The organism is Streptomyces sp. NPDC004065 (assembly GCF_044903565.1).
Lineage (GTDB): Bacteria > Actinomycetota > Actinomycetes > Streptomycetales > Streptomycetaceae > Streptomyces.
In genome coordinates this window covers 24,274-42,866 of record NZ_JBJDQT010000021.1, presented here as the reverse complement: position 1 = coordinate 42,866, position 18,593 = coordinate 24,274, and the positions used below count along the sequence as shown (strand labels likewise).

The 18,593-nt window shown below is 71.6% G+C and carries 20 protein-coding genes and 1 tRNA gene; 19 read left to right on the top strand and 2 right to left on the bottom strand.

Going from position 1 to position 18,593, the window contains the following annotated elements:
• The first annotated feature begins 510 nt into the window (after window positions 1-510).
• From ACI2LW_RS21905 to ACI2LW_RS21835, 15 genes are all read left to right on the top strand, one after another.
• Window positions 511-801 (top strand): hypothetical protein, encoded by a 291-nt coding sequence (locus ACI2LW_RS21905; RefSeq protein WP_404732954.1) that lies wholly within the window; start codon window positions 511-513, stop codon window positions 799-801.
• Window positions 798-1,241 carry a Pycsar system effector family protein gene (locus tag ACI2LW_RS21900; RefSeq protein ID WP_404732887.1) on the top strand — a complete coding sequence of 148 codons (444 nt, stop codon included), beginning with the start codon at window positions 798-800 and terminating at the stop codon, window positions 1,239-1,241. The genes ACI2LW_RS21905 and ACI2LW_RS21900 overlap by 4 nt, the downstream gene beginning before the upstream one ends.
• Window positions 1,238-1,885, top strand: coding sequence for a GGDEF domain-containing protein (locus ACI2LW_RS21895; protein ID WP_404732886.1), 648 nt, complete (start codon window positions 1,238-1,240; stop codon window positions 1,883-1,885). The genes ACI2LW_RS21900 and ACI2LW_RS21895 overlap by 4 nt, the downstream gene beginning before the upstream one ends.
• The gene (locus ACI2LW_RS21890) at window positions 1,885-3,015 is read left to right on the top strand and encodes a conjugal transfer protein (RefSeq protein ID WP_404732885.1); all 1,131 of its coding nucleotides are present in this window, start codon (window positions 1,885-1,887) and stop codon (window positions 3,013-3,015) included. Before ACI2LW_RS21895 ends, ACI2LW_RS21890 begins: the two co-directional genes overlap by 1 nt.
• Entirely contained in the window at window positions 3,012-3,392 is a 381-nt protein-coding gene (locus ACI2LW_RS21885) for an RRQRL motif-containing zinc-binding protein (protein ID WP_404732884.1), read from the top strand. The genes ACI2LW_RS21890 and ACI2LW_RS21885 overlap by 4 nt, the downstream gene beginning before the upstream one ends.
• A 110-nt stretch (window positions 3,393-3,502) precedes the next feature.
• Window positions 3,503-5,671 (top strand): cell division protein FtsK, encoded by a 2,169-nt coding sequence (locus tag ACI2LW_RS21880; RefSeq protein WP_404732883.1) that lies wholly within the window; start codon window positions 3,503-3,505, stop codon window positions 5,669-5,671.
• Between the two features lie 141 nt (window positions 5,672-5,812).
• Window positions 5,813-6,067, top strand: coding sequence for a hypothetical protein (locus tag ACI2LW_RS21875; RefSeq protein ID WP_404732882.1), 255 nt, complete (start codon window positions 5,813-5,815; stop codon window positions 6,065-6,067).
• A gap of 18 nt (window positions 6,068-6,085) precedes the next feature.
• On the top strand, window positions 6,086-6,280 hold the full coding sequence (locus tag ACI2LW_RS21870; protein ID WP_404732881.1) for a hypothetical protein: 195 nt from the start codon (window positions 6,086-6,088) through the stop codon (window positions 6,278-6,280).
• A 17-nt stretch (window positions 6,281-6,297) separates the two neighbouring features.
• Window positions 6,298-6,753, top strand: a complete 456-nt coding sequence (locus ACI2LW_RS21865) for a hypothetical protein (RefSeq protein ID WP_404732880.1) — start codon at window positions 6,298-6,300, stop codon at window positions 6,751-6,753.
• A gap of 16 nt (window positions 6,754-6,769) precedes the next feature.
• Window positions 6,770-7,309, top strand: a complete 540-nt coding sequence (locus tag ACI2LW_RS21860; protein WP_404732879.1) for a hypothetical protein — start codon at window positions 6,770-6,772, stop codon at window positions 7,307-7,309.
• Between the two features lie 91 nt (window positions 7,310-7,400).
• Entirely contained in the window at window positions 7,401-8,312 is a 912-nt protein-coding gene (locus ACI2LW_RS21855) for a bifunctional DNA primase/polymerase (RefSeq protein WP_404732878.1), read from the top strand.
• A complete protein-coding gene (locus ACI2LW_RS21850) occupies window positions 8,309-8,629 on the top strand; it encodes a hypothetical protein (protein WP_404732877.1) in 321 nt (106 codons plus the stop codon). Before ACI2LW_RS21855 ends, ACI2LW_RS21850 begins: the two co-directional genes overlap by 4 nt.
• The gene (locus tag ACI2LW_RS21845) at window positions 8,626-10,185 is read left to right on the top strand and encodes a YfjI family protein (protein WP_404732876.1); all 1,560 of its coding nucleotides are present in this window, start codon (window positions 8,626-8,628) and stop codon (window positions 10,183-10,185) included. The genes ACI2LW_RS21850 and ACI2LW_RS21845 overlap by 4 nt, the downstream gene beginning before the upstream one ends.
• A 336-nt stretch (window positions 10,186-10,521) precedes the next feature.
• Entirely contained in the window at window positions 10,522-10,749 is a 228-nt protein-coding gene (locus ACI2LW_RS21840) for an excisionase family DNA-binding protein (RefSeq protein WP_404732875.1), read from the top strand.
• A gap of 84 nt (window positions 10,750-10,833) precedes the next feature.
• Window positions 10,834-12,072 carry a tyrosine-type recombinase/integrase gene (locus ACI2LW_RS21835; RefSeq protein ID WP_404732874.1) on the top strand — a complete coding sequence of 413 codons (1,239 nt, stop codon included), beginning with the start codon at window positions 10,834-10,836 and terminating at the stop codon, window positions 12,070-12,072.
• Between the two features lie 456 nt (window positions 12,073-12,528).
• Here the strand turns inward: ACI2LW_RS21835 and ACI2LW_RS21830 are convergent, their stop codons facing one another.
• Together ACI2LW_RS21830 and ACI2LW_RS21825 are read right to left on the bottom strand one after the other, a co-directional pair.
• Entirely contained in the window at window positions 12,529-12,798 is a 270-nt protein-coding gene (locus tag ACI2LW_RS21830) for a hypothetical protein (protein ID WP_404732873.1), read from the bottom strand.
• 265 nt (window positions 12,799-13,063) lie between these two features.
• A tRNA-Cys gene (locus ACI2LW_RS21825) sits at window positions 13,064-13,135 on the bottom strand.
• 172 nt (window positions 13,136-13,307) lie between these two features.
• Between ACI2LW_RS21825 and ACI2LW_RS21820 the strand changes: the two genes are divergently transcribed.
• The 4 genes from ACI2LW_RS21820 to ACI2LW_RS21805 all read left to right on the top strand — a co-directional run bounded on the left by ACI2LW_RS21820 (window position 13,308) and on the right by ACI2LW_RS21805 (window position 18,347).
• A complete protein-coding gene (locus ACI2LW_RS21820; RefSeq protein WP_404732872.1) occupies window positions 13,308-14,780 on the top strand; it encodes an MFS transporter in 1,473 nt (490 codons plus the stop codon).
• 18 nt (window positions 14,781-14,798) lie between these two features.
• Window positions 14,799-15,107 carry a type II toxin-antitoxin system death-on-curing family toxin gene (locus tag ACI2LW_RS21815; protein ID WP_404732871.1) on the top strand — a complete coding sequence of 103 codons (309 nt, stop codon included), beginning with the start codon at window positions 14,799-14,801 and terminating at the stop codon, window positions 15,105-15,107.
• A 122-nt stretch (window positions 15,108-15,229) separates the two neighbouring features.
• Window positions 15,230-17,029, top strand: coding sequence for a DEAD/DEAH box helicase (locus ACI2LW_RS21810; RefSeq protein ID WP_404732870.1), 1,800 nt, complete (start codon window positions 15,230-15,232; stop codon window positions 17,027-17,029).
• 676 nt (window positions 17,030-17,705) lie between these two features.
• A complete protein-coding gene (locus ACI2LW_RS21805; RefSeq protein WP_404732869.1) occupies window positions 17,706-18,347 on the top strand; it encodes an IclR family transcriptional regulator in 642 nt (213 codons plus the stop codon).
• Window positions 18,348-18,593: the final 246 nt, after the last annotated feature.

Below are 18,593 nucleotides of genomic sequence, written 5' to 3'. Positions count from 1 at the left end.
CGAGTCGAAAGCCACGGGTTGACGGCGCGGAATCCTTCTGCCAACGTGAGTGGTAGGTAATACACACCACGCATTGCGGTGTGTGGCACCGAAGCACGACCAATGGGGGCCAAGTCCACCGGACGCGACCCCAAGGGGCCCGGGACAGAGCGGGCCGAGGGCGCACCCGACCCTGGGCATTCGGGAGGGCTTAGGCCGAAAGGTCACGTCTCCATACGCCTACAACGGGGTCATGCCGCGCTACCTGATACGGGCGCGGCACCCCCGAAGGAGACATCTCGCCCCGGCATCACGCCGCGAGGGCGCCGGATCGAATCCGGCCCGGGGCACTTGGCCGGCCGCTACTCGCGGCGGCCATCAACACCGATGCAGCGGCACTCCCGGACAAGGACAGCCCGCCGCTCCCGGTCTTCCTCCCCGTGCATCGCGGGGCGGTCGCACTCCCGGACAAGGACAGCCGACCGCCCCGCACCTTCCCGACGAACCCGAATGGAGAGATCCACCATGCGCATGCGCACCTTCGTCGCTGGCCAAGAGGCCGTCAGTCACGCCGAGTTCGCGGAACTGGCGCTCGGCATCGACATCGAGCTGTTCCGCGGGCCGCTGGAGCCGGAGACGGACTCCGAGCGCGCCGCCCGCGAGGATGCGGCCCGTGACGTGCTCGCCGACCTGCGGGAGCAGGGCGAGGCCGGTGACGAGATCGCCGCTTGGGACGCCCTGTACGCCGACGCCCTGACCCACACGGTGCCGTTCCTGCGCGCCGCTCGCGGCCACCGGCCGGGAACGGGGGAAGCGGCATGAGCCACACCGATGCTCTGAGGGCTGCGCACTCCGAGGTGAAGGCGGAGATCGCGCGGACCGACAACAAGACCGCGCTGCTGCTGGCGTTCGTCGGCGCGGTATTGGCGGGCGCCTGGACGGTCGCCAATGACGTCACCCTGACTCTCCCCACCCGCATCGTCGGCGGGTTCGGGATGGCGCTGCTGGTAGCCGCCGCCGTCCTGCTGCTGCGTTCGGTGCGTCCGAACCTGAGCGGCCGGCACGGCTTCCCGCTGTGGGCCACGCTCACCCCGCAGGAGATCCCCGCCGCAGTCTCCGGTGACCTCGCCGCCGACATCGCGGGCTCGTCCCGGCTTGCGGTGGCGAAGTTCACCGGCTTGCGCCGTGCTGTCGATCTGACCTGCGTGGGCGGCGCCCTGCTCGTCATCGCCATCCTGCTGACGCTGGGAGGTGCGGCATGAACGACGTTCTGACAGCAATCGCTTCGGCGGCCCCGCTCGCCTCGGGGTGGGCCTGGCACGGTGTGGCGATGCGGCGCCGGCTGGCCGCCGCACGCAGGGACCCGCTGTCAGGTCTGCCGACGCGGGCCGCGTTCGAGCGGCGGGCGGAACGTGCGCTGTCCCGTGGCCCGCACGGCGTGATCGTGATGGACCTGGACGGGTTCAAGCACCTCAACGACGTGTTCGGGCACGCGGCTGGAGATGCGGCAATCCTCGCCACGGCCGCGAGCCTGACCGACGCTCTCAGCGACCGGCGCGGCAGCGTGGCCGCCCGGCTTGGCGGGGATGAGTTCACCGCCGCCGTGCCGCTGCCGGACCCCGCGCCGTTGCCGTGGCTGCTGAGCGGTCTGCACGGCGAGGTGACTGCCCCGTTCGCCTACCAGGGGATGACGCTCGCCGTCGGCGCCTCGATCGGCGCGTGCGTGACCGCTGACCTCCCGGCGCCCTCCCTGTCGCTGGCGCTGCGACGGGCGGATGAGGCCATGTACGAGGCCAAGCGCAGCGGTGGCGGATGGCGCATCGCAGACGGCCCCGCGCTCACCCACACCACCACGGCGGGCCGCCGCACCGGGCGCCCCGGAACGGCTCGAAGGGAGGCCGCGTGATGACCGGACGCAAGCCGCTGACCAAGACGCAGAAGACCGTACTGACGGCCGCGTTCGTGCCCATGCTGCTGACCGGCGTGGCCGGCGGTATCGGCACGTTCAGCAACATCGGCCACGCCTACGGCAAGGGCACCGCGCTGGGAGCGGTGGCGGCCGGTGAGGGCGCGACCGCCGTTCTCGGTCTGGTCCTGCTGGGACTGACCATGCTCGGGCAGTCGTCCCCGTGGCCGATCAGGGTCGGGCTGTGGGCACTGCCGGCCGCCGCCTCGGTCATGGCCGCGATGGCGGGCCCCGACGCCGGCCGTACCGTCATCTACGCCGTGACCCCCATGGGCATGTGCGTGTCCGCCGAGGGCATGGCGTTCCTCGCGCGGCGCATCGTCGTGCACACCGACGGCCGTGACGCCGAGGCCGAGCGCAAGGCCGCCGCCGTCGTCCAGGCGCTCGCCTACCACCGCGCCCGCGCGGCCAACCACCCGGACACGCGTGTACGGAAGCGGTCGGACCGGAAGTCGTGGCGGCTCGCGCGGAGGGTCGGCGTCGGTGACGTGGCGCTCGGATCGAGGCTGCTGGACGTGCAGCGCGATCGGGTGGCGGACGGCGCGAACGCCGCCTTGTCCACCATGTTCGGCGGGATCGCGAATGCGGAGGAATCTACCGAGATCATGAGGAATCGGTCTACGGCTGACCTGCCGGAATCGACCCCGGCACCCTCCGTAGTGCTGACTCGACTGCCGATCCCCGATCCGGTGCCGGTCGACTTCGCCAAGTCGACTCTCCCGCTCAAGCCCGCCCCGGCGATCGCTGCTCCGGTCGACCTGGTGAAGGCCGATCGGGCGCCGGTCGAGTCGAGCAAGCCTCGGGCGGTGTCGGCCGACTCCCCTCGCCCCCGGCGGGCGACCGGCAGGGTTCCCGAGGTGGCCCGGTCGCCCCGACCGAAGCGCACGGCGGCGCAGTTGCTCGATGAGGCACGCGCCGCAACCGCGGATTGGCCGGACGCGCAGATCACTGCCGAGGGCATCCGCCGCACGGTGCGCACCTCGCCGGCGAACGCCCGGATGCTGCGGGACACGCTCCTTGCCGAGCGCGCCGACCGTGCCGACGGTGACGCCGGAGCGGTGGCCGCGTGACGCGGCTGACCCTCGCCGACTGCTTCGACCCCGACGGCGAGCGGTTCGGCATCCCCACCTATCCGTGGCGCTGCGCTCCCGATGGCTTGGCCACCCGCCGCCAACTGCGCAGTCGGGGGCTACGGCCGGGCGGTCAGGACGTGGCGGCGCAGATCCTCCGTCCGCGCCGCCGGCGCGAGCCGCTGACCGCCTACCTCTACCGGATCGATCGGGCACTTCCCGTGCGGCCGATGACGCCGGGCAGGTGGCGTGCGCACGCGGCCATGATGCGCGCCCGCCGCCGCTGCCCCGAGTGCGGCGCGGACGCCGGATACGTCATCCCGCTCTCGCTCGGCATGTGCGGGACCTGCGCCTACCCCGAACAGCGCGCCGCCTGAGCCTCGCCGCTCGCCCGGCGAGCCCCCCGTTGAACCCGGCGGGGCCCGACCGCTCACCTTCCACAGCGCCGGTCGGGTCCCGCCTCTCCTCCCACTGGAAGGGACTCTCAGTGAAGCATCCCGACGACGACGAACTGTTCAACCGGCTGGAAGCCGAGATGGCCGCCGAAGGCGGGGCCGACGTGGTCGACCTCGACAAGGCCCGCGCGGCGCGGGAGTCGACCGGCCCCGAGGCGGACGACCCGACCGCCCCCGTCATGGTCGACCAGCCGACCCCGACCGCGACCGGTCCCGGCTACCTGGGTCGACTCGCCGCCGCCCGGCGCCGACCGGTCATCCCGATCTGGCTGCGGTCGGTGGCTGAGCTGCGGACCGCGTCGGCATGGGTGGCCCGCCACTACGCCCACACGATCGCCTACCACGCCCTGCGTGCCCCGGTGTACGCAGCCCGGCTCACCTTCCAGGCCCCGACCGGCGCGGCCCGATTCGTCGGCGGCACGATGCGGTGGGTGGCCGACCGCGAGGGCGAGCCGGTCCGCCTCGCCGCGGTGCGCCGCGAGGACGCGGCCGAATACCTCAAGCTCTCCCGGCAGCGCGACGGCCGGGTACGGCTGCGCATCCTCGTGACCGTGCTCGCGCTGTTCGTCGGCCTCGCCACGGCGCTCGCCATCTACGTACTCGCCCCCGCCTGGCTGCAGGCGGTCTCGGTGAGCGCGGTCGTGCTCGCCCTCGGTGCCGCCGGCCGCAAGGCCGATGACCCCGTCATCCACCGGGCGGTGGAACTGCCCAAGGCGACCAAGCTCACGTCGGACATCGTCCTGCGCGCGCTCGGTTCGCTCGGTATCTCCGCCATCAGCCAAGCCCAGGCCAAGGGCCGGGACGGGTTCGAGTTCACCGCCCCAATCACCCGCGACGGCCCCGGCTGGCGCGCCGAGGGCAACCTGCCGTTCGGCGTGACGGTGACGGACATCATCGAGCGGCGCGAACGCCTCGCCTCGGGTCTGCGCCGCCCGCTGGGCTGTGTGTGGCCCGAGGCGGTGCCGGATGAGCACACCGGGCACCTGGTGCTGTGGGTGGGCGATCAGGACATGAACAAGGCCAAGAAGCCCGCGTGGCCGCTGGCCAAGTCAGGCACGGTGGACCTGTTCAAGCCCGTCGCCTACGGCACCGACCAGCGCGGACGCTGGGTCGAAGTCACGCTCATGTACATCGCGGGCGTCATCGGCGCCATCCCGCGCATGGGCAAGACGTTCCTCCTGCGTCTGCTGCTGCTCATCGCCGCACTCGACCCACGCGCCGAGCTGCACACCTACGACATGAAGGGCACCGGCGACCTGGACCCGGTCGGCAACGCCGTCTCCCACCGGCACGCCGCCGGCGACGACGACGACGAGTCGATCGCCTACGCACTCGCCGACTTCCGCGCCCTGCGCGAGGAACTGCGCCGCCGCACAAAGGTGATCCGCTCCCTGCCCCGGGACATCTGCCCCGAGTCCAAGGTGACCAGCCAGCTCGCCGACAAACGCTCGCTCGGGCTGCACCCGATCGTGGTCGGGGTCGACGAGTGCCAGGTGCTGTTCGAGCACCCCGACCACGGCAAGGAGTTCGAGGAGATCGCCACCGACCTGGTCAAGCGCGGCCCGGCGACCGGCATCGTGGTACTCCTGGCCACGCAGCGCCCGGACGCCAAGTCGCTGCCCACCGGGATCAGCGCGAACGCGTCGGCCCGGTGGTGCCTCAAGGTCATGGGCCAGACCGAGAACGACATGGTGCTAGGCACCTCGCAGTACAAGCGCGGGGTACGCGCCACCATGTTCGCCTGGGGCGACAAGGGCATTCACTACTTCGTCGGCGAGGGCGCCGATGCCCGTATCGTCGCCTCGGTCTACGTCGACGCCCCCGGCGCCGAGGCGATCGCCGCACGCGCCCGCAAGGCGCGCGAGAAGGGTGGACTCCTGTCCGGCTACGCGCTCGGTGAGGCACCGGAGGAAGTCACCGGCTCCGCTTATGACCTGCTGGCCGACATCCTCGCCGTCGTCCCTGCGAGCGAGGCCAAGGTGTGGTCCGAAACCGTCGTCGCCCGGCTCGCCGAGCTGCGCCCCGAGGTCTACGACGGCTGGGACCCCGACGCGTTGGCCGCCGCGCTCAAGCCGCACGGCGTGAGCACGGTGCAGGTGGGCCGCCGGGTCGACGGCAAGGTCGTCAACCGGCGCGGCATCACCCGCGCCCACATCACGACCGCGATTGCGGAGCGTGACGGAAACCGGGACGCGGGCTGAGGCTCCGGGGCCGCTAACGATAGCGGCAAGCCCCGCTAACGTTAGCGGCCCCGCTAGCGCCCCAAACGGCTCCTGATCAGGCAGCTAGCGGATAGCGGCCCAACTGCGGAAACCCCTGGAAACCGCCCCGGAGGGCCCTTCATGACCCCCATCCTGCTCGCTATCACCCTGCTGTTCGGTGTCACGCTGTGTTACGTCGCGGTGTGTGCTGCCTCGCCGTTCGGCAACTGCCGCAAGTGCCACGGCTGGGGCTTCGAGATGAAGACCGACCGCAAGGGCCGCATGAAGCGCGGCAAGGACTGCCGCCGCTGCCGCGCCACCGGCAAGCGCATCCGCGTCGGCCGCTGGCTCTACAACCGCTGGGCGCGCATCTACCGCGCCGGCACCACCGACTGAACCCCGAAGGAGACACACGTGGTCCTCAGCATCTCCGCCGTGCTGCTGTTCGGCGCGGCCTCCGCCCTCGCCGTCAAGACCAAGTCGGCCGGCGGCGGCGCGGCCATCGTCCTGTTCCTGTTCGGCTTCTTCGCCGCCGGGACCGGCGCCTACGAGCCCATCCGCAACCTCGTGCAGGCGTCCGCCGATGCCATCGCCCAACTCGGCCACTGACAAGGGGACACCCAGTCATGAAGCACCCCAACCGCCACCCGGCCATGCTCAACGCCACGGCCGTCGAAGTCCACCACCCCGCCCCGCTCGCGCCCACGGCGCCGCTGCTGCCCGTACAGCCGGACAGCATCCCGGCTGTGGCGAGCGTCGTCCTGCCCGACGGCCGCCTCGTCACCGGCTACGCCATCGAGCCCGCCAAGCCCGACCCGGTCGCCACCAAGCCGCCCGTCTCCCGCGCGGCCGTGAACATCGCCCTCGGGGGCGTCGGCTTCCTCGCCGTGTGCGGCGGGCTGTTCCTGCTAACGGCGTTCATCACCGCTTTCACCGCGCTGATCACGCAGCTCGTCATCCTCGCCGCCGTCATCTTCGGCGGCTGGGTGGCGGTGCAGGTGTTCAGCACGAGCGGCCACCGGAGCGGGACCACGGTCAACATCCGCAAGGCCGTCATCAAGCGCAGCCACTTCCACAGCTGACGAAGGAGGAACCTCCGTGTTCGACATCCGCGTCATCTGCGATCCGGCCGACACCGACCGCATCACCAGCGCCCTCAACGCGGCGTTCATCACCGGGGACGTGCGGCAGTACTCCGCCCGCGACGGCAAGCGCACCCGCCTGTACGTCACCGCCCACCACCGCCCCGCCCCCAAGCCGTTCCCGAGCCCGGAACGGGCGTACGCGCTCGCCCCGAGCGTCCTCCGCGAGATGGCGTGGGTGACGAACACCATCGCCACGGCGGAGTGCTTCACGGAACTGCACCGGGACTACTACCTACGCAAGGCCGCCCTGCTGGATCGCATCGCGCTCATGGACGAACCGGCCCCGCCGTTCGGTGACGCCACCGAGGCCGCCGAAGCGGCGGCCGTGTTCCTGCTGGACACCGACCGCGATCACCTCGAACCGCTCTCAGTGGAACGGGCTGAGAGGGACCCGCGCGGCTACGTCCGCGAGCAGTACGCCCTGCGCGCCTGCTGCGTGTGCGACGACTTCGGCGAGGGGGACTGCCTGATGCACCCCGACCCCGACCACTAGCAACGCCCGAGGGCGACGGCACTCCCGGACAAGGACAGCCCGCCGCCCTCGGTCTCCCAATCCCGACGAAGCAGAACAGGAGACCTACAGGATGACACCTGACTGCAAGACCCGGCGCCCCGGCGGCGGGAATCACCCGGACGGGAACGCCTTGCGAACCGCGCTGGACCTCGCGGCGGCGGGCGTGCCCGTGCTGCCCTTGCGCGAGGGGAAGGTGCCGTTCGGGAACTGCCGTGCGTGCGCGGGCGGCGCCTGTGGTGGGCGGCCGAACATGAAGAACGCCGGTCCCTGCCGGTGCCCCGCTCCCTGCCACGCGTGGGCCGCCGCCACGACCGACCCGCAGGTGATCCTCTCGCCCGCGTGGGCGTCGGCGTGGCGTGAGGCCGTCTGCGTCGGCTACCACCCCGGCGGGGCCGGGCTTACCGTGGTGGACCTCGACAACGCGGCGGCCGTCTCGTGGGCCCGCGAGACGTTGCCCTGCACCCGGACCGTGCCGACCACACGCGGTCAGCACTGGATCTACCGGGGTGCCATGACCTCGCACAACGCCGTCCGGCCCGGTGTGGACGTCAAGTCGCTTATGTCCTACGCCCGGTGGCTGGGGCCCGGCAGCGGCACCATGACGGACCTGCCGAGGGTCGTCCGTGCCCTCGCGGTGAAGGAAGAGACCACCCCCGCGCCGGGCGAGGTGGTCTCTTCTCTCCCCGCCACCTGGGACCGGACGGTTGCCACCGGGTGCCGCCACACCGAGCGCTACGTACGCACGGGTCTGGAACGCGGCCTCGCCAAGGTGCGCTCCCGCATCGAATCGGGCGCTGGATCACAGGCGTTCGGGGTGGCCCGGTTCCTCGCGGCTCAGCACGCGGACTGCCCGGGGCCGTGCGGGCTGGAAGCCATCGGGGAAGAGATCGTGGCCGCCGCCGTCTCCGTCGGAGTCCCCGAGGCGTACGCGCGCCGCGCGGTCGCCAACGGCCTTGAGGCGGCCTCGGAGCGAGCGGCATGAACAAGGCATCCCGTAATCACGCGAACGGGCCGCAGGGCGCCGTACGGGTCGCGCCACGGACGTCCGTGGGCGAACCGAAGGGCGTCGCCCGTAAGGGCGTCCTTTCTGCTGTTCGTTTTGACCCGCAGCCGGTCACCATCACCGGCATTCAGCCGGGCTTGCAAGTCCGGTTTACCGAACCGCCCGTCGCCGACTGGCTTTGCTGCTGTGGGCACCACGAGCGGGCCCGTGGCCGCGCCGCCGTCATGAAGCTCACGGCCCGCGTCGGTATCTGCCCGCACACCACCACCGCCGCCGAAGGGAGGGCAGCCGCATGACCACACAGCCTGTGGACAGCCCCGACCTGTGGGCCGGACTGTCCACCCTCGAAGCACCGCCCGAGGGCGAGACCGCACCGGACGTGTGGGAAGACCCCATTCCCCTCACCGGCCGGCGCGAGCGTCCGCCGTTCCCGGTCCACGTCTTCCCCGCGTGGCTGCACGACTTTGTGGCGGCAGTCGCCGAGGAGACGCAGACCCCGGTAGACCTCGCCGGATCGATCGCCCTCGCCGTGCTCGCCACGGCCGCGGGCGGCCGGTCCGTCGTCCACGTGCGCGGCAACTGGCGTGAGCCCACCAACCTCTACACCGTGGTGGCGCTCCCGCCGGCCAACCGCAAGTCCGCCGTCTTCGCCCTGCTGACGGACCCGCTGTACGAGGCGGAAAAGCAGCTCAAGGCCGCGATGAAGCCGGTCATCGTCGAGGCTGAGCTGACCGCCCGCCTCGCCAAGGAAGCGGCCGACAAGGCCGCCGCCAAGGCCGCGTCCGCCGACGCGGACAAGCGTGACGAGATGGTGGCCACCGCCGTCGGTCTCGCGCAGACCGCCGACACGCTTACCGTCCCGGCCGAACCGGTCCTGTTGGCGGACGACTCCACCCCGGAGACGGTCACCTCGCTCATGGCTGAGCAGGGCGGTCGGCTGTCGGTGATGAGTGCCGAGGGCGGCATCTTCGACATCATCGCCGGCCGCTACTCCGGCGCCCCGAACATGGAAGTGTTCCTCAAGGGGCACGCCGGGGACCGGCTGAGGGTCAACCGGCAGACCCGCCGCGAGTACATCGACACCCCCGCCCTGACCATCGGCCTCGCCGTCCAGCCGGACGTGTTGCGGGACATCGGCAAGGTGAAGGGGTTCGATGGGCGCGGACTGCTGGCCCGCTTCCTGTACTCCCTGCCCCCGTCCACGGTCGGTGAGCGGAAGGTCATCACCGACCCGGTCCCGGAGCAGACGGCCGCCACCTACACCGCCAACGTCATCAACCTCACCTTGGCATTGGCGGAGTGGACCGACCCGGCCGTCATCCAGCTCAGCCCCGAGGCGGACGCGGCACTGATCGAGTACCAAGAGCACGTCGAACCGCAGCTCAAGGCGCGCGGCGGCAAGCTTGGTCACATCTCGAACTGGGCCGGAAAGCTCGCCGGAGCGACCGCCCGCATGGCCGCGCTGCTGCACCTTGCCGAGCACCTGGGCAACGGCTACGCCCGCCCGGTCTCAGAGGCCACCATGCGCGCGGCCATCGAGCTGGGGGAGTACTACACGGCCCACGCCCTTGCCGTGTTCGACGTCATGGGTGCCGACCCTGTCCTGTCCCGCGCCCGCAGCGTGCTGGAAGCGCTCAGGGACAACGGGTGGGACGACGTGAGCCGACGCGACCTGTTCGCGGTTCTGTCGCGCGCTGAGGTGCCCACCATCGCGGACCTGGAACCGGCCCTCGCTCTGCTGGAAGACCACGGGTACCTGCGGACCTATCAGCCGGAGCGCACCGGCAAGCGCGGTAGGCCGCCGGCGCCCCGGTTGCAGGTGCACCCCGTCCTGCGGCAGGGCGGCCGGTGAGCCGGTCTCCCCTCCCGACCCCGTCGCACAAACCGCAAAATCGCAAAAAACCTCGACGGGGCCGCTGACCAACGGCGGGACCTCTCGGCAGTGCCTGGCGAGGTCCCGCCGCACTATCCCGCAATATTCCGCACAAACCCGCGTCCGTGGACTCGCGTACCGCTGCGCGCAGGGCGCCACGGATTTTTGCGGAATATCGCGGATTTTTGCGAGCCCCACGCCGATGCCGACCGCGAACCGCATCACCGCAGGTCACCGGCCCGGGCCGGGGTTTCTGCGGATAACGCGGTTTGTGCGGCGGCATCTCCCGCGAACGCAGCACAAGAGGAGTGAGCCTTGAGCGAGCACAGCACCCTCGCGGCGCCCACCGACGACGACCCGACGCTGGTTCTCCTCACGGTCGAAGAGGCCGCCCGCCGACTCCGCATCGGGCGGACCACGTGCTTCAACCTCGTGAGCTCCGGCGCGCTGGAGTCCGTAAAGGTCGGCCATCTGCGCCGGGTGCCGGCCGACGCCGTACCCGCATTCGTCACGCGTCTCCGCACCGCCCAGCGCGCAGCTTGACGCCGACCGGGGCGGCGGCACTCCCGGACAAGGACAGCCTGCCGCCCCGGCCTCCATCCCGACACCATGAACAGGAGCCTGCCTGTGGCAGAGAAAGAGAAGCGCACCCGACAGCCGAACGGACGCAGCTCCATCTACTTCGGCAAGGACGGCAAGTGGCACGGTCGGGTCACGGTCGGCGTCCGCGACGACGGCAAGCCAGACCGTCGCCACGTCGAGCGGAAGACCAAGGGGGAAGTCGTCGCCGCCGTGCGGGAGCTGGAGCGTCAGCGCGACGCCGGCACTGTGCGTAAGCCGGGGAAGCCTTGGACGGTAAAGGCCTGGCTGACGCACTGGATTGAGAACGTTGCCCCCCTCGCGGTCAACGACAACACGATGGTGGGGTATGGCGTCGCCGTTCGGAAGCACCTCATCCCCGGGCTGGGCGCTCACAGGCTCGACAAGCTCAAGCCCGAGCACATCGAGGCGTTCTACGCGAAGATGCAGGCCAACGGCAGCAAGCCCGCAACCGCCCACCAGGTGCACCGCACCTTCCGGACCGCCCTAAACGAGGCCGTACGGCGCGGTCATCTCGGCAAGAATCCGGTCCTGCTGGCCAAGGCCCCCAAGACGGGCGAGTACGAGGTGGAGCCCTACAGCGTCCAAGAGGTACAGCGGTTGCTGAAGGCCGCCGCCCAGCACCGCAACTCCGCACGCTGGGCTGTCGCCCTCGCCCTCGGACTGCGTCAAGGAGAGGTGCTGGCCCTGAAGTGGGAAGACGTGGACCTTGACGGTGGGTTCCTGGTAGTCCGCCGTAGTCGCCACCGGCCGCAGTACGCACACGGGTGCGTGGAACCCTGCGGACGCAAGGCCGCAGGCTACTGCCCGCAGAGGCGACGCACCAACCCGGAGATCTCGACCACCAAGTCACGGGCCGGCCGCCGTGCGGTCGGTCTCCCGGAACAGCTCGTTGACCTACTGCGGGCTCATCTCAAGGCTCAGGAAGCAGAGCGAGAGGCGGCCGGGAAGAGCTGGGAGGAAAACGGCCTGGTGTTCCCGGATGAGTACGGTCGTAGCCCGTCCCACCGTCGGGACTGGGCTGAGTGGAAGGCGCTGTTGGCAGAGGCGAACGTCCGTGACGGGCGTCTGCACGACGCGCGCCACACGGCCGCGACGGTCCTCCTCATCCTCGGCGTTCCCGAACGGGCGGTGATGGGGCTCATGGGTTGGTCGACCACGGCCATGGCCGCGCGATATCAGCACATGGTCGACACAGTCCGCAGAGATGTCGCCCGACAGGTCGACGGCCTCATCTGGTCTTCAGACGAGGGCACTGGACACTGACACTGTTGGGCAGCGTGCGGCTGGACGAAGGTGCGTAAAACGATTCACAGACCTCCTGTCTGTGCTGGGCAGAGCGTCATTGTGACTCGTGGATGAGTCGCGGCCGCGCGGGTCTCGTATCAACTTTGTGGGTCCTTCCTCCCTCGCGAGGGAGGAAGGACCGCTACGCTGACCGTGCAAACCTCGTGTCACCCGCCAAGGCACCTGATTGCAAGATCTCTGGAGAGCGACCAGAGAAGACCACGGAGCGAAGGAACACCAGAACAGGCCGGCACTGGACCGCCACCAGGCCGGAGCCTCACTTCACTCAGACGCTGTTCCCCCAAAGACGGAGGCCGCAGCGCCATTCGGCGTGCGGCCTCCGGTGCGTCGGGCTATGACGCACCACCCTGCCTCTGGGCAGGAAGACTGCTCACGCAGTCATGTGGGTAGGGCCTGAGCTGAGGTCGTGGTTACTCATTTGCCGTTCCACCAGTCGTGCAAGAAGCGCAACAGGTTGATCGCGAATGAGGCCACGGCCCAGCTTGGGCCCTTCTTCCACCTCGCCGTCTCGGTCTCCTGAGACGGTTCGGGTTCCTCCTTCACCGTCGCGGTCTCCCGAGACCGCTCCGGTGTCCCGCCCTTCGTCGTCTCAGTCTTCTGAGACGGTTCGGGCGCCTCCTCCTTGGCCGTCTCGGTCTCCCGGTCCGGTTCGGAGGGGGGTTGTTCGCACGGCTTGCCTTCCAAGAGTCACCTCCAGATCAAAGCCCGTCAGTCGGGCAACGGCGTGATCTGAGGGACTGGTTGGCATGGCGTACGGCCACCCGATGGCAGCCTAGGGGGCCCGCCGGGCGGGTGTGGGCGGTTCGCCAAACAAGGTCGAGAGACGAGGCGGATGCGGCGTCGTTGGCCTTCGCGTGGACCAACTGCGACGGAAACTGAGACGGAAGCCGAAGGGGCGCCCGGTTCGATGAGCCGGGCGCCCCTTCTACTTCCCTGGTCAAGGCACTTGAGGCCGTGGCGGGATTCGAACCCGCGTAACTCGCTTTGCAGGCGAGTCCCTGAACCACTCGGGCACACGGCCGTGTCGAGAACGACCGTAGGGCGGGCGGCGGGGGAGGCTCAAGGAAAGGGGCCGGGCCGCAACGGGACTGCCATACGCCGTTCACGAACGGGGGGTCGTACGACCAAGGTCGCAGGCGGCGGGGGACTCCTGACAGGGGTCAAAGGCGGTTGCGCGCCTTACGCTGGCGGCCATGACCGTCCTTGAACCCCGCGACACCGGCGTCGCGGACGCCCCCGGCCAGGCACAGCAGCACGACCCGGCCACCGACACCGTGCTGAGCCGGCCCCACCGGGCGCTCAGTGTCGGGATCGTCTCCGTCGTCCTGCTGATCGCCTTCGAGGCGACCGCCGTCGGCACCGCCATGCCGGTGGCCGCGCGGGAACTGGACGGGGTCCCGCTGTACGCGTTCGCCTTCTCCGGATACTTCACCACCAGCCTGTTCGGGATGGTGCTCGCCGGGCAGTGGTCCGACCGGCGCGGCCCGCTCGGGGCGCTGACCACGGGGATCGGGGCGTTCGCGGCGGGGCTGCTGCTGGCCGGGACCGCCGGCGCGATGTGGGTGTTCATCCTGGGCCGCGCCGTACAGGGCCTCGGCGGCGGACTGGTGATCGTCGCGCTGTACGTAGTCGTGGGGCGGGCCTACCCCGAGCGGCTGCGCCCGGCGATCATGGCGGCGTTCGCGGCGGGCTGGGTGGTCCCGTCGATCGTCGGCCCGCTCGCCTCCGGCGCGGTCACCGAGCACCTCGGCTGGCGCTGGGTGTTCGTCGGCATCCCCGTGCTCGTGGTGTTCCCGCTGGCCCTCGCCCTGCCCCAGATACGGCGGCGGGCGTCCGGACCGGTGGGCGGCGCGCAGGAGGGCGGCGCGCGGCCGTCCTTCGACGCGCGCCGCATCCGGCTCGCCCTCGGCATCTCGCTCGGCGCGGGACTGCTCCAGTACGCCGCGCAGGACCTGCGGTGGGCCTCGCTGCCGCCGGGCCTCGCCGGAGCGGTGCTGCTGGTGCCCGCCGTACGGGGACTGCTGCCGCGCGGCACCTACCGGGCGGTGCGCGGGCTGCCGTCCGTGGTGCTGCTGCGCGGGGTGGCGGCGGGCTCCTTCATCGCCGCCGAATCCTTCGTCCCGCTGATGCTCGTCACCCAGCGGGGCCTGTCCCCGACGCTCGCCGGGTTCTCCCTCGCGGCGGGCGGCGCCACCTGGGCGCTGGGCTCCTGGGTGCAGTCCCGGCCGCGCGTCGCGCCGTACCGGGAACGCCTGATGACCCTCGGCATGGTGCTGGTGGCGGCCGCGATCGCCGCCGCGCCCAGCGTCCTGGTGCACGCCGTCCCCGTCTGGACGGTCGCCGTCGCCTGGGGCTTCGGCTGCTTCGGCATGGGCCTGGTGATCGCCTCCACCAGCGTGCTGCTGCTGCGGCTGTCCGCCCCCGAGGAGGCCGGCGCCAACTCCGCCGCCCTGCAGATCTCCGACGCCCTGTCCAACGTCCTGCTGCTCGCGGTGGGCGGCGCCGCGTTCGCCGCCCTGGGCGGCGGCACGGTGGCCCGCACGACCGCGACGGCCTCCGGCTCCACCTCCCACCCGGCCGCCTTCGCGGCGGTGTTCCTGCCGATGGCGGGAGTGGCGCTGCTGGGCGCGTGGGTCACGCGGCGGGTCCATGCCGGGACTCGGTAGCGGCTCGGGGCGGAGGAGGTGCGTGACTACGGACTCCTGGACTCGGCCCGGGCGCGCCCGCGGTCGAGCGTCTTCGGCCAGGACGCCTACCCGGACGTCCGGCAGAAGGCCGCCGCGCTGATGGAGTCCCTCGCGCGCAACCACGGACTCGTGGACGGCAACAAGCGCATCGCCTGGTACGCGACGCGGGTGTTCCTGCACCTCAACGGTCACCCGCTGGACGACGCCTTCGACGTGGACGAGGCCGAGCGCTTCGTGCTGGACGTGTGCCAGGGCGCTCTGGACGTACCCAAGATCGCCGCCCAGCTGCCGCACTTCGCGCGCTGACTGTGACGCCTGTCGCACCCGGGCCGGCGCTGTGTCGTCGGTCCGGGTGACGGGCGGGCGCACCGGTAGGGTGGCCCGGTTGTCATACGTAGCCGAGCACCCAGCACAGCGAACCGGAGACCGTGACTACCACCGCCGCCAGCTCGTCCCACTCGCATCACCTGTCGCCCGCCTTCCCCGGGCGTGCCCCCTGGGGCACCGCCGGCAAGCTGCGTGCCTGGCAGCAGGGGGCGATGGAGAAGTACATCCAGGAGCAGCCGCGCGACTTCCTCGCGGTCGCCACCCCCGGCGCCGGAAAGACCACCTTCGCGCTGACGCTCGCCTCCTGGCTGCTGCACCACCACGTCGTGCAGCAGGTGACCGTGGTGGCGCCCACCGAGCACCTGAAGAAGCAGTGGGCCGAGGCGGCCGCGCGGATAGGCATCAGGCTCGACCCGGAGTACAGCGCCGGCCCGCTCGGCAAGCAGTACCACGGGGTCGCGGTGACCTACGCCGGCGTCGGCGTCCGCCCCATGCTGCACCGCAACCGCGTCGAGCAGCGCAAGACCCTCGTCATCCTCGACGAGATCCACCACGCCGGTGACTCCAAGTCGTGGGGCGAGGCGTGCCTGGAGGCGTTCGAGCCCGCGACCCGGCGGCTCGCGCTCACCGGCACGCCGTTCCGCTCCGACACCAACCCCATCCCCTTCGTGGCGTACGAGGAGGGCGCCGACGGCATCCGGCGCTCGGCCGCCGACTACACGTACGGGTACGGTTCCGCGCTCTCCGACGGCGTCGTCCGCCCCGTCATCTTCCTCTCCTACAGCGGCAACATGCGCTGGCGCACCAAGGCCGGCGACGAGGTCGCCGCCAGGCTCGGCGAACCCATGACCAAGGACGCCGTCAGCCAGGCCTGGCGCACCGCCCTCGACCCGCGCGGCGAGTGGATGCCGGCCGTGCTGCGCGCCGCCGACCAGCGGCTGACCGAGGTCCGCAAGGCCATCCCGGACGCCGGCGCCCTCGTCATCGCCTCGGACCAGGACTCCGCCCGCGCCTACGCCAAGCTGATCCGCGAGATCACCGGCAGCGCCGCCACCGTCGTGCTGTCCGACGACGCCGGCGCCTCCCAGAAGATCGACGAGTTCAGCCACGGCGACGAGCGGTGGATGGTCGCGGTCCGCATGGTCTCCGAGGGCGTCGACGTGCCCCGGCTGGCCGTGGGGGTGTACGCCACGACCATCTCCACCCCGCTGTTCTTCGCCCAGGCCGTCGGCCGCTTCGTACGGTCCCGGCGGCGCGGGGAGACCGCGTCCGTGTTCCTGCCGACCATCCCGGACCTGCTCACCTACGCCAACGAGATGGAGGTCGAGCGCGACCACGCCCTCGACAAGCCGAAGAAGGACGGCGAGGAGGACCCGTACGCCGAGTCCGAGAAGGAGATGGACGAGGCCAACCGGGAACAGGACGAGGACACCGGCGAGCAGGACATGCTGCCCTTCGAGGCGCTGGAGTCCGACGCCGTCTTCGACCGCGTCCTCTACGACGGCGCCGAGTTCGGCATGCAGGCCCACCCGGGCAGCGAGGAGGAGCAGGACTACCTCGGCATCCCCGGGCTCCTCGAGCCCGAGCAGGTGCAACTGCTTCTGCAGAAGCGGCAGGCGCGGCAGATCGCGCACAGCCGCAGGAAGCCGGACGCGGAGGCCGACCTGCTCGAACTGCCCGCCGAGCGGCGGCCGGTCGTCACGCACAAGGAGCTGATGGAGCTGCGCCGGCAGCTGAACACGCTGGTCGGGGCGTACGTCCATCAGAGCGGCAAGCCGCACGGGGTGATCCACACCGAGCTGCGGCGGGTGTGTGGGGGGCCGCCGAGCGCGGAGGCCACGGCGGGGCAGTTGCGGCAGCGGATCGAGAAGGTGCGGGAGTGGGCTACGCGGATGCGGTGAGGGTTCTTTTGCCCGGGGCTCCGCCCCGGGACCCCGGCAGGGGGGTGCGCCCCCTGCACCCCTCTTTGCCCCATCCGGCTTTGCCCACCCGCCCGCCCGACTCGGTGGGGTGAGGGCTCCCGTCCCTGGGGCTCCGCCCCAGACCCGGGCGGGGGCTGCGCCCCCTGCACCCCCCCTCTGCCCCATCCGGCCCGCCCGACTCGGTGGGCCAAGACGGCACCGCCACGGGGCTGCGCCCCGGACCCCATGCGGGGCTGCGCCCCTGCACCCCGGCGGGGCTGCGCCCCTGCACCCCGGCGGGGCTGCGCCCCTGCACCCCACGCAGGGCTTCACCCCGGACCCCGGGCGGGGCTCCGCCCCCGCGGCACTTCGCCCTGTCCCGAAGTGATGGTCTCGCCAGGGCGTTTCGGGACAAACGCTGGTGATCCATGCGGGGTGGTGACCGGATTCTGGACGAAGGCTTCCGCTCAGCGAACCGGCTTCGCTACTGTCCCGCTACGCACACGCCCCGTGGCAGCGCCGCCGCGGAGCGCAGCCGTGAAGCGACTTGGGTCCGGGACCGCCGCCCGGACCGCCGGCCGATCGGCGGCCTCTGTTGCGCGTCACTGACGGGACTCGGTGACGTACACCGCCGCGCGGAGGGTCCGCCGACCTCACCACTGAAGGAGTGGGCGTCGTGACCGCGGAGACCTCCCAGACGCTCGACCGGGGACTCAGGGTCCTCAAGCTGCTGGCCGACACGGACCACGGGCTGACCGTCACCGAACTCTCCCAGAAACTGGGCGTCAACAGGACCGTCGTCTACCGCCTGCTCGCCACCCTGGAGCAGCACACACTGGTGCGCCGTGATCTGGGCGGGCGCGCCCGGGTCGGGCTCGGTGTGCTGGGGCTGGGCCGGCAGGTGCATCCGCTGGTGCGCGAGGCCGCGCTGCCGGCCCTGCGGTCGCTGGCCGAGGACATAGGAGCCACCGCCCACCTGACGCTGGTCGACGGCTCGGAGGCACTCGCCGTGGCCGTGGTCGAGCCGACCTGGACCGACTACCACGTGGCCTACCGCGCCGGTTTCCGGCACCCGCTGGAGCGGGGCGCCGCGGGCAAGGCGATCCTCGCCGCCCGCCGCCGGCCCTCGGTGGACCCCGGCTACACCCTCACCCACGGCGAACTGGAGGCCGGCGCCTGCGGTGCCGCCGCACCGCTGATCGGGGTGACCGGGGTGGAGGGCAGCGTCGGCGTCGTCATGCTGGCGGACTCCGTACCGGAGCGGGTGGGGCCGCGCGTCGTGGACGCGGCGCGGGAGGTCGCGGAAGCCCTTCGCTGACCCCGCCTGGCCCCGTCCGGCCTCGGCCTGGCCCTGCCCGGCCTCGCCCGCCTCGCCTGCCCCCTGCCCGGCCTCGCCCGGCCCGCCCGCCTGGCCCGGCTCCGGGCGCCCGCGCCTCGCCTGCCCCCCCGCCCGGCCCCGTCCGGCCTCGGCCTGGCCCCGTCCGGCCTCGGCCTGGCCCTGCCCGGCCTCGCCCGCCTCGCCTGCCCCCTGCCCGGCCTCGCCCGGCCCGCCCGCCTGGCCCGG